Origin of the sequence: Enterobacter cloacae complex sp. IR53041 (assembly GCF_049238285.1) — a bacterium.
GTDB classification, from domain to species: Bacteria; Pseudomonadota; Gammaproteobacteria; order Enterobacterales; family Enterobacteriaceae; genus Enterobacter; species Enterobacter roggenkampii.
On the sequence record NZ_JBMKHB010000001.1, the window covers coordinates 231881 to 245872 of the forward strand.

Sequence of the window (13992 nt, forward strand, 5' to 3'; positions counted from 1 at the left end):
GCCACACATGAACATGCGCTTCCCCACTGTTATTACCCTGCCCTGGCGGACAGACGCCGCTGAATACTGGTTTTCCCGCCTGAGCCATCTTCCGTTTGCGATGCTGCTGCACTCCGGCCATGCGGACCATCCCTACAGCCGCTTTGATATTCTGGTCGCCGATCCGCTGAAGACGCTGACAACCGATGACCTGTCGCTGACGGACGATCCGCTGGTGCAGCTTCAGCACGATATTAACGCGCTGGGCTTATCCGCTACGCCAAACCCGGACCTTCCCTTTCAGGGAGGCGCGCTGGGCCTGTTTGGCTATGATTTGGGCCGCCGTTTCGAAACGCTGCCCGAGCATGCGCAGGCTGATATTTCCCTGCCAGATATGGCCGTGGGGCTGTATGACTGGGCGTTAATCGTCGATCACCAGAAAAAAACGGTTTCCCTGCTGAGCCATCGTGACGTCCAGGCGCGTCTGGACTGGCTTGAGGCGCAGCAGCCTGCACCGGCACAGACGTTCACGCTGACCTCCGGCTGGCGCTCCAACATGAGCGCTGCGGAATATGCCGAAAAATTCGCGCGCGTTCAGGCGTATCTGCAAAGCGGCGACTGCTACCAGGTTAACCTCGCTCAGCGCTTCCAGGCGACCTATCGGGGAGATGAATGGCAGGCGTTTACCCGCCTAAATGCCAGCAACAAGGCACCGTTTAGCGCGTTTGTTCGTCTGGACCAGGGGGCGATCCTCAGCCTGTCGCCCGAACGCTTTATTCATCTGGCGGAGGGGACCATTCAAACCCGCCCGATTAAAGGCACCTTGCCGCGTCTTGCCGATCCCGACGCCGACCGTCAGCAGGCGGAAAAGCTGGCCGCCTCGCCAAAAGACCGCGCCGAAAACCTGATGATTGTCGATCTGATGCGTAACGACATTGGCCGGGTGGCCGTGCCGGGCAGCGTCCGCGTGCCGGAACTGTTTGTCGTTGAACCTTTCCCGGCGGTGCATCATCTGGTCAGCACCATTACCGCGCGGCTGCCTGACTCGCGCACGGCCTGCGACCTGCTGCGCGCCGCGTTCCCGGGTGGCTCCATCACCGGTGCGCCGAAGGTGCGGGCAATGGAGATCATTGATGAGCTGGAGCCCCACCGGCGCAATGCCTGGTGCGGCAGCATCGGCTATATCAGCCTGTGCGGCACGCTGGATACCAGCATTACCATCCGCACGCTGACCGCCTGCAACGGAAACCTTTACTGTTCGGCCGGGGGCGGGATTGTTGCCGATAGTGAGGTCGATGCGGAATATCAGGAAACCTTTGATAAAGTTAACCGTATCCTGAAACTACTGGAGTAATCACGGGTGGAAAAAGAGAACCTGACGCTGGATGACTTTTTATCGCGTTTTCAGCTACTAAGACCGCAGGTCAACCGCGAAGCGCTGAATCAGCGTCAGGCGGCCGTGCTGATCCCGGTCGTGCGTCGCGCGAAGCCGGGCCTGCTGCTCACCCAGCGTTCCGCCCATTTACGTAAGCATGCCGGTCAGGTCGCTTTTCCGGGGGGCGCGGTAGACAGCTCCGACGCTTCGCTGATTGCCGCCGCGCTGCGCGAAGCGCAGGAAGAGGTGGCCATTCCGCCGGAGGCCGTTGAGATCATCGGCGTGCTGCCGCCCGTCGACAGCGTTACCGGTTTCCAGGTCACGCCGGTGGTGGGCATTATCCCGCCGGGTCTGCAGTATCACGCCAGCGTCGATGAAGTCTCTGCGGTGTTTGAAATGCCGCTGGATGAAGCCCTTCGACTGAGTCGTTACCACCCGCTGGATATTCAGCGTCGTGGGCATGACCATCGGGTCTGGTTGTCCTGGTATCAGCATTATTTTGTCTGGGGCATGACGGCGGGCATCATTCGTGAACTGGCGCTGCAGATCGGCCTGAAACCTTGACTATACTTTACATTCCGCCCTCTTCTGCCAGGTTTGCGATCTGCGTCGCGCTATTAGCAAAACCCATCGTTAACCATTAGTTTAATTCATGTGAATAGTTAAGCCGAGGTCGGTGTTCCCTCTTACACTATGCGCAGTTATAACATCGTTACTGGAACCCCGGTAACCCTGTCAGGAGTGTGAAAGTGATTAGTATATTCGACATGTTCAAAGTGGGAATTGGCCCTTCGTCTTCCCATACTGTTGGCCCGATGAAGGCCGGTAAACAGTTCGTCGATGATCTGGTCGAAAAAGGATTACTGGAAAGCGTTACCCGTGTCGCCGTGGATGTTTACGGCTCGCTGTCATTAACGGGTAAAGGCCACCACACCGATATCGCCATTATTATGGGTCTGGCAGGCAATATGCCGGATACCGTTGATATTGATGCCATTCCGGCATTCATCCGCGACGTGGAAACACGCGGCCGCCTGCTGCTGGCAAACGGCCAGCAGGAAGTCGATTTCCCGCAGGATGACGGCATGCGTTTTCGCAGCGACAACCTGCCGCTGCATGAAAACGGCATGACCATTCACGCTTATAGCGGTGAAAAAGAGATCTACAGCAAAACGTACTACTCCATCGGCGGTGGTTTCATCGTGGATGAAGAGCATTTTGGCAAAGACAGCGTCGGCGACGTCAGCGTGCCGTACCCGTTCAAATCGGCGACCGAGATGCTGGGCTACTGCAAACAGACCGGTCTTTCCCTCTCCGGCATGGTGATGCAGAACGAACTGGCCCTGCACAGCAAACAAGAGATTGAAGACTATTTTGCCAACGTCTGGCAAACCATGCGTGCCTGTATCGATCGCGGGATGAACACCGAAGGCGTTCTGCCGGGCCCACTGCGCGTGCCGCGTCGTGCCTCTGCTCTGCGCCGTATGCTGGTAACCACGGACAAATTCTCCAACGACCCGATGAACGTGGTCGACTGGGTGAATATGTTTGCGCTTGCGGTTAACGAAGAGAACGCCGCCGGGGGCCGCGTCGTGACGGCGCCAACCAACGGCGCGTGCGGCATTGTTCCTGCGGTGCTGGCGTATTACGACCACTTTATTGAGCCCGTGACGCCGGACATCTATATCCGTTACTTCCTGGCGGCAGGTGCCATCGGCGCGCTGTACAAGATGAATGCCTCCATCTCCGGTGCGGAAGTGGGCTGTCAGGGTGAAGTCGGCGTAGCCTGCTCCATGGCGGCGGCGGGTCTGGCAGAGCTGTTGGGTGCAAGCCCTGAGCAGGTCTGCGTGGCGGCTGAAATCGGTATGGAACATAACCTCGGTCTGACCTGCGACCCGGTCGCGGGCCAGGTGCAGGTGCCGTGCATTGAGCGTAACGCGATTGCCTCGGTGAAAGCCATCAACGCCTCTCGTATGGCGATGCGCCGTACCAGCGAACCTCGCGTATCGCTGGATAAGGTGATTGAAACCATGTACGAAACGGGCAAAGACATGAACGCGAAATACCGCGAGACGTCCCGTGGTGGCCTGGCCATTAAGGTGCAGTGCGACTAATACTGCCTTTCGCCCATCTGCAACGGATGGGCGAATTTCCCTCTTCTTCCTCGTCTCCTTCTGCTTTCCCCACTACACTTTGACTGTTGCGTCCGGCTTTTGTGGCTGGTGTCTTACCAGGCGACCGTTCATGCAAACTGCACAAACGATCATTAAAAATTATCGCCGAAAACGCGTTATCGTCTGCGTGACGGTTGCGCTCCTCACGCTCATCCTGACGCTAGGCATTCGCTTTATCTCCCAGCGCAACGTTAACCAACAGCGGATCCTCGATTTTACCAGCCATACCGTTCGCGCCCTTGATAACGTTCTGCTTTCCCTGGAAAACCACCGCAACGTGCTGCAGCCGCTGGTGGGGCAGCCCTGCCTGCAGGTGCAACTGGCGCTGCGGCAGCAGGCAGCCATTTTGCAGACGGTACGCTCCATTGCCCTGATCGAAGACGGTATCCTGTACTGTTCGAGTATTTTCGGCAGCCGCAGCGAGCCTGTGCGTGACGTCCTTCAGGAGCTCCCTGCCAGCACGGCGAAGCTGATTTTATCGACCGACCAGTGGCTGCTTAAGGGCAGCCCTGTTTTGATCCAGTGGTATCCCGTCTCTCAGGACGGTGAAGATGGCGTCGTCGAGATTATCAATATCGACCTGATCGCCAGAATGATCCTTGAGCCCCAGCGTCCGCTCATCAATGACGTGGTGCTGACAGTCGGCAATCGCTTTTTACGCTACGGTCAACGCGTCACCGACAGCCTGACGTTTGATGAGGAGAGCGCCCTTTTCCAGCAGTCTTCAACCCAAAATCCTTTCACGATTACGGTCGGCGGACCTGGCCCCGGAGAGTTAGCCTTAAAAAGCCTGCCCGCCCAGCTGCCGCTGGGACTGATGCTCAGCCTGCTGCTGGGCTATCTCGCCTGGCTGGCGACGGCAAACCGGATGAGCTTTACGTGGGAGATCGATATGGGCATTGCGGCGCGGGAATTTGAGCTTTTCTGCCAGCCGCTGGTGAATGCCCGCACCCAGGCGTGCACTGGCGTGGAGATCCTGCTGCGCTGGAATAACCCCCGTCAGGGTTGGATCACCCCGGAGGTGTTTATCCCTCTGGCAGAAGAACATAACCAGATTGTCCCCCTGACCCGCTACGTCATCGCCGAAACGGTGCGCCAGATAGGCTACTTCCCGTCCAGCCCCGGTTTTCACATCGGCATTAACGTCGCCGCCAGCCATTTCCGCAACGCAGTATTGATACAGGATCTGAACCGTCTCTGGTTCAGCGCCAATCCGCGCCAACAGCTGGTAATTGAACTCACGGAACGGGATGCGCTGCTGGACGCGGATTATCGCATCGTGCGTGAACTGCATCGCAAAGGCGTGAAGCTTGCTATCGACGATTTCGGCACCGGGAACAGCTCCCTCTCCTGGCTTGAAAAGCTGCACCCGGACGTCCTGAAGATTGACCAGTCTTTTACGACCGCCATCGGCACCGATGCCGTGAACTCAACGGTGACGGACATGATCATTGCGCTGGGCCAGCGGCTGAATATCGAGCTGGTGGCGGAAGGGGTTGAGACTGAGGAGCAGGCGCGCTATTTACGCCGTCACGGCGTACCTGTGCTGCAGGGATTTTTCTATGCGCGGCCGATGCCGCTGCGGGACTTTCCAGACTGGCTGGCGGGAAGTGCTCCCCCGCCAGCGCGTCATAACGGGCACATCGTGCCCTTAATGCCGCTGCGTTAAGCAGACTTACTCATCTTCATCGTGGGCAGATTGTTCTTTAACAATGCGGACCATATCAACACGATAGTCGTTGGCTTCGACAATGGTAATGTGCAGCGGCGGCAGCTCAATCACATCGCCGACGCGCGGGATCTGCCCGTTCACGGCGATAACCAGACCGGCAACGGTCGCGATGTCTTCTTCATCGTTGACCACGTTTTCCAGCCCCAGCGTGTGCGAGAGCGCGTGCAGGTCGGTCGTACCTTTAACCAGCCAGCCTTCGCCGTCGGCAACAATTTCCGGCGTTTCGTCTTCATCCGGGAATTCACCGGCAATCGCTTCCAGCACGTCCAGCGGCGTCACCAGCCCCTGCACCACGCCAAACTCGTTGGTGACGATAACAAAGCTACCGCGCGCGCGGCGCAGCACACCGAGCAGGTTGATCGGATCCAGCGTTTCCGGCACCACAATCGCAGGCGATGCGGCAGCAACGGCTTCGACGTTAACGCCTTCTTCCAGAGCGACCAGCATCTCTTTTGCCCTGACCACGCCGATGATCTCATCCAGCTCGCCGCGACACACCGGGAACAGGCTGTGCGGTGAAGAGAGCAGCTGCTGGCGAATTTCATCCACGCTCAGGTTAGCATCGACCCAGCTGATCTCCCCGCGCGGCGTCATGATGCCGCGCAGCGAACGGGAGGCCAGAGAGAGCACGCCGTTAATCATGTAGCGTTCCTGTTCCACAAACGCCCCTTCCGGCACCGGAACCGGGTTGTGGTTTTCGGAATCAGACTGAACGTTCACCTGACGACGACCGCCCATCAAACGCAGAATGGCATCCGCGGTACGGGCGCGCAGCGGCTGATTTGACTGCTGCTTAATAAAGTTACGACGCGCAATCTGGTTGAACAGCTCGATCAGGATCGAGAAGCCAATCGCAGCGTACAGGTAGCCTTTCGGAATATGGAAGCCAAAGCCTTCCGCCACCAGGCTCAGACCAATCATCAGCAGGAAGCTCAGACACAGCACCACCACCGTCGGATGCTGGTTCACGAAACGCGTCAGCGGTTTCGACGCCAGCAGCATGACCGCCATCGCAATAACCACAGCCGCCATCATGACCGGCAGATGGTTCACCATGCCGACCGCCGTGATCACCGCATCCAGCGAGAAGACCGCATCCAGCACCACGATCTGCAGCACCACTACCCAGAAGCTGGCATAGCCTTTACCGTGACCATCATCGTGCTGCCGGTTTTCCAGCCGCTCATGGAGCTCTGTCGTCGCTTTGAAGAGCAGGAATATCCCCCCGATCAGCATGATCAAATCACGGCCGGAGAAGGTGTAATCCATGACGGAGAACAACGGTTTGGTCAGCGTGACCATCCACGAGATAACGGAGAGCAGACCCAGTCGCATGACCAGCGCCAGCGAGAGACCAATCAGACGCGCTTTATCACGCTGTTTTGGGGGCAGCTTATCCGCAAGGATGGCGATAAACACCAGGTTATCGATGCCGAGAACAATCTCCAGCACCACCAGCGTGAGCAATCCTACCCAGATTGACGGGTCCATTAAGAATTCCATGACAAGCTCCTGCTAAAGGAATGACGAAACGGTACCTCACTCAACGTGGGCAAAACAGAGGCAGACAGAGTCGATACGTGGCGAGGATCGCCGGTGAAAAAGGCGCGAAATGGCCTGAAAGATGACTGACGTCGGTGACGGTCCATATAGTGGGCTGTAGCCCTATACTCCTGAACAATTAAACGGAGGCTAAACATATCAGACACAATGCATTTTTAGCAAAGATTTACGTTCCTTTGCAAAGATCTGTAACACAGTGGCTGTACCCTTAAGATAAATCTGTCGCGCGTGGCTAAATTACGGATCTTCATCACATAAATTATTTTTTCACTATCTAAAATAATTCGCGGAAGTCTTAGTTTTTTGAACTCTAACCCTTATCTGAATCGATTCGGTTCGCCAATACGATTCTCAGTACGACTGCCCGGCAGGCGTATTAATGATAATAAAAGGAGGTAGCAAGTGACCATTGCTATTGTCATAGGCACACATGGTTGGGCTGCTGAGCAGCTACTCAAAACGGCAGAGATGCTGTTGGGCGAGCAGGAAAACGTCGGCTGGATCGATTTCGTTCCCGGTGAAAACGCCGAGACGCTGATTGAGAAGTACAACGCTCAACTCGCGAAGCTGGATACCAGCAAGGGCGTGCTGTTTCTCGTTGATACATGGGGCGGCAGCCCGTTCAATGCTGCCAGCCGCATTGTCGTCGATAAAGAGCACTATGAAGTTGTCGCCGGGGTCAATATCCCCATGCTGGTGGAAACCTTCATGGCGCGCGACGACAATCCGTCTTTCGACGAGCTGGTGGCCCTGGCCGTTGAAACGGGCCGTGAAGGGGTGAAAGCCCTGAAAGCACAGCCGGTGGAAAAACCTGCCCCTGCGCCCGCAGCGGCACCGAAAGCGGCAGCGCCTGCAAAACCGATGGGTCCGAATGATTACATGGTGATTGGCCTTGCGCGTATTGATGACCGCCTCATCCACGGTCAGGTTGCCACGCGCTGGACCAAAGAGACCAACGTTCAACGTATTATCGTAGTCAGCGACGAAGTGGCCGCCGACACCGTTCGTAAAACCCTTCTGACTCAGGTTGCTCCGCCTGGCGTTACCGCGCACGTCGTGGATGTCGCCAAGATGATCCGCGTTTACAACAACCCGAAATATGCGGGCGAACGCGTAATGCTCCTGTTCACTAACCCGACAGACGTTGAGCGCATTGTTGAAGGCGGCGTGAAAATCACCTCCGTTAACATTGGTGGTATGGCCTTCCGTCAGGGCAAAACGCAGGTCAACAACGCCATTTCAGTCGATGCGAAAGATATCGAGGCATTCAACAAGCTGAATGCGCGCGGTATTGAGCTGGAAGCCCGTAAGGTTTCCACGGATCAAAAACTGAAAATGATGGATTTGATCGGCAAAGTTGGGAAATAAGCCCGCGCCGGTTCTCACATAAAGTTTATGTAATAGGAGAAGTGCAATGGAGATTACCACTCTTCAGATTGTACTGGTGTTCGTCGTCGCATGTATTGCGGGTATGGAATCCGTACTTGATGAATTTCAGTTCCACCGCCCTCTGGTGGCCTGTACGCTGATTGGGGCCGTTCTGGGTGACATGAAAACCGGTATCATCATCGGTGGTACCCTGGAAATGATCGCCCTGGGCTGGATGAACATCGGTGCGGCAGTTGCGCCTGATGCCGCGCTGGCCTCTATCATTTCGACCGTTCTGGTTATTGCCGGTCACCAGAGTATTGGTGCAGGTATCGCCCTGGCGATCCCGCTGGCTGCCGCAGGCCAGGTTCTGACCATCATTGTTCGTACTATCACCGTAGCCTTCCAGCACGCAGCGGATAAGGCCGCCGAAAACGGCAACCTCACGGCACTGTCGTGGATCCACGTTTCTTCCCTGTTCCTGCAGGCGATGCGTATCGCGATCCCGGCGGTTATCGTGGCGATCTCCGTCGGTACCAGTGAAGTCCAGAGCATGCTGAACGCCATTCCTGAAGTGGTCACCGGCGGTCTGAACATCGCGGGCGGCATGATCGTGGTCGTTGGTTATGCGATGGTCATCAACATGATGCGCGCAGGCTACCTGATGCCGTTCTTCTACCTCGGCTTCGTGACCGCGGCATTCACCAACTTCAACCTGGTTGCACTGGGTGTGATTGGTGCGGTAATGGCGATTCTCTACATCCAGCTCAGCCCGAAATATAACCGCGTCGCGGGTGCCCCAGCGCAGGCTGCTGGTAACAACGATCTCGATAACGAACTGGACTAACAGGTGAGCGACATGGTTGATATGACAAAAACTACCACCGAGAAAAAACTCACTCCGGGTGATATTCGTGGCGTGTTCATCCGTTCTAACCTGTTTCAGGGTTCATGGAACTTCGAACGTATGCAGGCGCTGGGTTTCTGCTTCTCCATGGTTCCGGCGATCAAACGCCTGTATCCGGAAAACAACGAAGCGCGCCGTCAGGCCATCAAGCGTCACCTGGAATTCTTTAACACCCATCCTTACGTTGCGGCTCCCGTTCTGGGCGTAACGCTGGCGATGGAAGAGCAGCGTGCGAACGGTGCAGAGATTGACGACGGTGCCATCAACGGTATCAAAGTCGGCCTGATGGGCCCGCTGGCCGGCGTCGGTGACCCGATCTTCTGGGGTACCGTGCGTCCGGTGTTCGCGGCGCTGGGTGCCGGTATCGCGATGAGCGGCAGCCTGCTTGGCCCTCTGCTGTTCTTCATCCTGTTCAACGCCGTGCGTCTGCTGACCCGTTACTACGGCGTGGCCTACGGCTACCGTAAAGGGGTGGACATCGTTAAGGACATGGGCGGCGGCTTCCTGCAGAAACTGACTGAGGGGGCGTCAATCCTCGGCCTGTTTGTCATGGGGGCACTGGTTAACAAGTGGACGCACGTGAACATCCCGCTGGTGGTATCCACCATCACCGGACAGGATGGTCAGACCCGCGTCACCACCGTGCAGACGATTCTGGACCAGCTGATGCCGGGCCTGGTCCCGCTGCTGTTGACCTTCGCCTGTATGTGGCTGCTGCGTAAGAAAGTAAACCCGCTGTGGATTATCGTTGGCTTCTTCGTCATCGGTATCGCGGGCTACGCCGTCGGCCTGCTGGGTCTGTAAGTATCAATGCTATAGGCCGGGGGCTTGCCCCCGGTTTTTTTTATCTGGAGGATGAATGACTGCCACGGACATCGTACTGGTTTTATTTATTATTGCCCTTCTGGCTTATGCGATCTATGACGAGTTCATCATGCCGCGCCGTCACGGCGAGACGCTGCTCTCCCTTCCCCTGCTACGACGCGGGCGCGTGGATGCCTTTATCTTCGTGGGCCTCATCGCCATTCTTATTTACAATAACGTCACCAGCCATGGTGCATTATTAACCACATGGTTATTATGTGCGCTGGCATTAATGGCGATTTATCTGTTCTGGATCCGCATACCAAAAATCATTTTTAAATCCCACGGATTCTTCTTCGCCAATGTATGGATAGAATATAACCGTATTAAAGAGATGAATTTATCCGAGGACGGCGTGCTGGTGATGCAATTAGAACAACGCCGCCTGCTTATTCGGGTGAAGAATATTGATGACCTGGAAAAGATATACAATTTACTTGTTAAAAATCAATGAGTTAGTTATATAGCAATGGCTATAAGTTGTGTTTATTTTGCGCAAGCAATATAGCCAAAGCTATATCCCCACCGTTAATTTGAACGCTATTTGTTAACGATATTTTCACGCTTAAAGACAAATGAAAATCGTTATCAACAAACGATTTAAATAATGCCTCTTCATTGTTGTTTTATATTCCCAAAATATGTTAAGGTTGCGCCCGTCGTTGGGGAGTAGCCGATTTCCTGTTCGCAGGAAATGTACGTGTCAACATACTCGTTGAAAAACGTGGCACGTACGGATCGCTTACCGCATGTCTTATGTGCGTTGCGATCAGGCGAGACCATAGATACATCAACTGCTGTTTACTGGGGGCAGTGATGTGTCATATGGATATCCCCGGTCTGGACGCTGTTATGAATATCTCCGCTACGATCCTTCTCGCTTTTGGCATGTCCATGGACGCATTCGCTGCTTCCATCGGGAAAGGCGCCACGCTACACAAACCTAAATTCTCAGAAGCCCTGCGTACCGGCCTGATTTTCGGCGCTATCGAAACGCTGACTCCGCTTCTCGGCTGGGGACTCGGCATGCTCGCCAGCCAGTTCGTGCTGGAGTGGAACCACTGGATTGCCTTCGTCCTGCTGGTGTTTCTCGGTGGCCGAATGGTCATTGAAGGTTTTCGCGGCGGCGATGATGAAAACGAGGAGCCGCAGCACCGCCACGGCTTCTGGCTGCTGGTCACCACGGCCATTGCCACCAGCCTTGATGCGATGGCCGTCGGCGTCGGTCTGGCATTTTTGCAGGTCAATATTATCGCCACCGCGCTGGCTATTGGCTGTGCAACCCTGATTATGTCCACGCTGGGCATGATGGTCGGACGGTTTATCGGCCCGCTGCTGGGTAAACGCGCCGAGATCCTCGGGGGGATTGTGCTGATTGGCATTGGTGCCCAGATCCTCTGGGCACACTTCGCCGGTTAATCTTCGCGTTGCCAGACGTGGATGCTGAAGTCCGTCTGGCAGCGAAATGTTGAGTGTGCCGCTAACGTTTCCCATACCTCAGGTTTTGCCCGCCACGCGAACGGCGTCATCTGCAATAACGCGACGGGCTCTTCCCCTTTCAGCATCATTTCGTACGCCACCGATTCCGCCTGCTTCAGGGTAAAACCGGCCAGCTGTTCAGAATGAGGGGCATGGAGACGCACTTCGTCGTAGATCAGCCCTTTCAGCTCCATCAGATGACGCGGACCTGGCGTCACGGTGACCACCCATCCGCCCGGTTTCACGACGCGCGCCAGCTCCTCCGCCTTACACGGCGCGTAGATGCGGATAACCGCGTCCATGCTGGCATCGTCAAACGGCAGCCGGTGGCTGGACGCCACGCAGAACGTCACGTCAGTATAACGTCTTGCCGCCGCGCGAATGGCCACTTTCGACACGTCCAGACCGAATGTCTGTGCGCCCTTCTCACGAGCAACCTCCGCAAACCGTGCGGTGTAGTACCCTTCCCCACAGCCGATATCGAGCATGGCGGTGGCGGAAGCAGGCAGAATGTCATTCAGCCTCTGCGCGACGGTCTCCCGCAGCGGCAGATAGTGCCCGGCATCGAGAAACGCGCGGCGCGCCCGCATCATCTCTGCACTGTCGCCAGGATCGCGCGAGCGCTTATGCTGTACCGGCAGAAGATTCACGTAGCCTTCTTTTGCCTGGTCAAACTGATGCCCCTGCGGACAGGTATAACGTTTATCTGAGTACGTCAGGGGGGCGTGACAAAGGGGACAGCTGAAGGACATGGCTACTCCGGAGCATAATCAAAGGGCGAAGTGTACCGCTATTCGCCCCTGTTATAAACGCCCGGTTAGCGCATGACGATAAGGTGTTCGGACCCCGCCGGTAATCCGTCAGGTTTGATATTCTCCAGACGCAGCACGTTACCCATAATCTCGCTGAAGACAGGCGCGGAGACGGCACCGCCGTAGTAGGCCCCGTTTTGCGGATCGTTAATCACCACCACCAGAGCAAAACGCGGATTGCTGGCAGGCGCAACACCCGCGGTGTAGGCGACGTATTTATCGACATACTTCCCGCTATCGTCAATTTTCTTCGCCGTGCCGGTTTTCACCGCCACCCGGTAATCACGCACGGCAGCCTTAACGCCCCCGCCGCCCGGCAGCGCAACGCTCTCCATCATGTGCTCCACTTCGTGCGCAATCTCTTCCGGCATGACGCGGTGCCCGATAACGGGGGGATCGATGCGGGTGATGGAGAGAGGACGCTCAAGCCCGAACCCGCCAATCGTGGCGTAGACGTGGGCCAGCTGGAGCGGCGTGACCATCAGCCCGTAGCCGAAGGCAAAAGTCGCGCGATCGAGCTGGCTCCAGTATTTACGCTGTGGCAACAGCCCTGAACTTTCCCCCGTTAAGCCAAGCCCCGTATTGGTGCCAAAACCAAAGTTTCGATAGGTATCAATAAGGTGCTGAACGGGCATCGCCAGAGAAAGTCGGGACACGCCGGTGTCGCTCGATTTTTGTAGGATCCCGGTCATCGTCAGCTCAGGGTAATAGCCCACGTCGCGAATGCGATGCCCGTCAAGGGTATACGGATGGGTGTCAATCACGCTGTCCGGCTGGACCAGGCCCTGCTGCAGGGCCGTCATCAGCACCAGCGGCTTGACGGTCGAACCGGGTTCGAACGTATCGCTGATCGCGCGGTTGCGGAAATCATTTATCGTCGCGCCTTCCCGATTATTGGGATTGAAATCCGGATAGCTCGCCATCGCGAGTATTTCCCCGGTTGGGATATTAATTAATACCGATGCCCCCGACTCGGCCTTGTTCCAGGCCACGGCATTGTCGAGCGCATCTTCGGTGATGGTTTGCAGCCGCTCGTCAATACTTAACTGAATGTTATGCGCCGGTGAGGGCGCGATTTCAGTCAGGTTTTCAACCACGCGCCCGTAGCGATCTTCCCTCACCTGACGCACGCCCGGCTTGCCGGTGAGTTGGGCGTTGAAGCTCTTTTCCACACCTTCAATGCCCTGCCCGTCAATATTGGTGAAACCAATCAGGTTCGCTGCCACATGGCCAGCAGGATAAAAACGGCGGGACTCGTCGCGTAAATTGATGCCGGGCAGATTCAGTTTATCGATCCACTTTGCCTGTGCCGGATCGACCTGGCGGGCAAGGTAAATAAAACGCCCCTGCGGGTTGGCGTTGATGCGTGCCGAGAGCGTGCCGAGGGAGAGATGCAGCGCGCTGGCCAGCGCCTGCCAGCGCTCATCAAGGTTGACGCCCCCTTTTGCCAGCACCGTCTTAGGATCGGCCCAGACGGCCTGGACAGGCACGCTCACCGCCAGAGGGCGGCCCTCGCGATCCATTATCATGCCGCGCGGCGCATCAATCGCCAGCTGGCGGAGGGATCGCATATCTTCCTGCTTCACCAGATTGTCAGGCTTAATGATTTGCAGCCAGGCAACGCGGCCCAGCAGAAAAGCCAGACTACAAAAAATAGCTAAACAGAGCAGCACAAAACGCGCCAGCGTGAAATTTCCGACGGTCGCTATCGATTTCTTCTTCACCTGAACCCCATGGCT

The 13992-nt window shown here is 56.4% G+C and carries 13 protein-coding genes and 1 riboswitch; of the genes, 9 read left to right on the forward strand and 4 right to left on the reverse strand.

The features are described from left to right. Positions 1-7 precede the first annotated feature (7 nt). From pabB to ACOTXF_RS01150, 4 genes are all read left to right on the forward strand, one after another. Complete coding sequence (pabB, locus tag ACOTXF_RS01135) at positions 8-1333, forward strand: aminodeoxychorismate synthase component 1 (RefSeq protein WP_047747399.1); 1326 nt, start codon at positions 8-10, stop codon at positions 1331-1333. A 6-nt stretch (positions 1334-1339) separates the two neighbouring features. Then, positions 1340-1918, forward strand: coding sequence for a CoA pyrophosphatase (locus ACOTXF_RS01140; RefSeq protein WP_008500495.1), 579 nt, complete (start codon positions 1340-1342; stop codon positions 1916-1918). Between the two features lie 185 nt (positions 1919-2103). Beyond that, positions 2104-3468, forward strand: coding sequence for an L-serine ammonia-lyase (gene sdaA, locus ACOTXF_RS01145; RefSeq protein WP_008500494.1), 1365 nt, complete (start codon positions 2104-2106; stop codon positions 3466-3468). A gap of 130 nt (positions 3469-3598) precedes the next feature. Continuing rightward, positions 3599-5197, forward strand: a complete 1599-nt coding sequence (locus tag ACOTXF_RS01150; protein WP_047747398.1) for an EAL domain-containing protein — start codon at positions 3599-3601, stop codon at positions 5195-5197. Between the two features lie 6 nt (positions 5198-5203). On the opposite strand, the gene yoaE is transcribed toward ACOTXF_RS01150, so the two are convergent. Both yoaE and ACOTXF_RS01160 read right to left on the reverse strand, forming a co-directional pair. Further along, positions 5204-6763: a CNNM family cation transport protein YoaE gene (gene yoaE / locus ACOTXF_RS01155; protein WP_008500492.1), complete on the reverse strand. Its 1560-nt coding sequence runs from the start codon at positions 6761-6763 to the stop codon at positions 5204-5206. Then, positions 6751-6960 carry a protein YoaL gene (locus tag ACOTXF_RS01160; protein WP_376712294.1) on the reverse strand — a complete coding sequence of 70 codons (210 nt, stop codon included), beginning with the start codon at positions 6958-6960 and terminating at the stop codon, positions 6751-6753. The genes yoaE and ACOTXF_RS01160 overlap by 13 nt, the downstream gene beginning before the upstream one ends. 265 nt (positions 6961-7225) lie before the next feature. On the opposite strand from ACOTXF_RS01160, the gene manX reads away from it, so the two are divergent. From manX to mntP, 5 genes are all read left to right on the forward strand, one after another. After that, entirely contained in the window at positions 7226-8191 is a 966-nt protein-coding gene (gene manX / locus ACOTXF_RS01165) for a PTS mannose transporter subunit IIAB (protein WP_008500491.1), read from the forward strand. Between the two features lie 46 nt (positions 8192-8237). Next, a complete protein-coding gene (gene manY, locus ACOTXF_RS01170) occupies positions 8238-9038 on the forward strand; it encodes a PTS mannose transporter subunit IIC (protein ID WP_008500490.1) in 801 nt (266 codons plus the stop codon). A gap of 12 nt (positions 9039-9050) precedes the next feature. Further along, complete coding sequence (locus ACOTXF_RS01175; RefSeq protein WP_006810994.1) at positions 9051-9902, forward strand: PTS mannose transporter subunit IID; 852 nt, start codon at positions 9051-9053, stop codon at positions 9900-9902. Positions 9903-9957: 55 nt separating this feature from the next. After that, positions 9958-10416 carry a DUF986 family protein gene (locus ACOTXF_RS01180; protein WP_047747397.1) on the forward strand — a complete coding sequence of 153 codons (459 nt, stop codon included), beginning with the start codon at positions 9958-9960 and terminating at the stop codon, positions 10414-10416. Between the two features lie 198 nt (positions 10417-10614). Next, a riboswitch (yybP-ykoY riboswitch) is annotated at positions 10615-10805 on the forward strand. A gap of 9 nt (positions 10806-10814) precedes the next feature. Then, a complete protein-coding gene (mntP, locus tag ACOTXF_RS01185) occupies positions 10815-11381 on the forward strand; it encodes a manganese efflux pump MntP (RefSeq protein WP_039266936.1) in 567 nt (188 codons plus the stop codon). On the opposite strand, the gene rlmA is transcribed toward mntP, so the two are convergent. Together rlmA and ftsI are read right to left on the reverse strand one after the other, a co-directional pair. Next, the gene (gene rlmA / locus ACOTXF_RS01190; protein ID WP_232926581.1) at positions 11378-12193 is read right to left on the reverse strand and encodes a 23S rRNA (guanine(745)-N(1))-methyltransferase; all 816 of its coding nucleotides are present in this window, start codon (positions 12191-12193) and stop codon (positions 11378-11380) included. The genes mntP and rlmA overlap by 4 nt on opposite strands. Before the next feature lie 65 nt (positions 12194-12258). Next, a complete protein-coding gene (gene ftsI / locus ACOTXF_RS01195) occupies positions 12259-13977 on the reverse strand; it encodes a peptidoglycan glycosyltransferase FtsI (protein WP_047747396.1) in 1719 nt (572 codons plus the stop codon). Positions 13978-13992 lie beyond the last annotated feature (15 nt).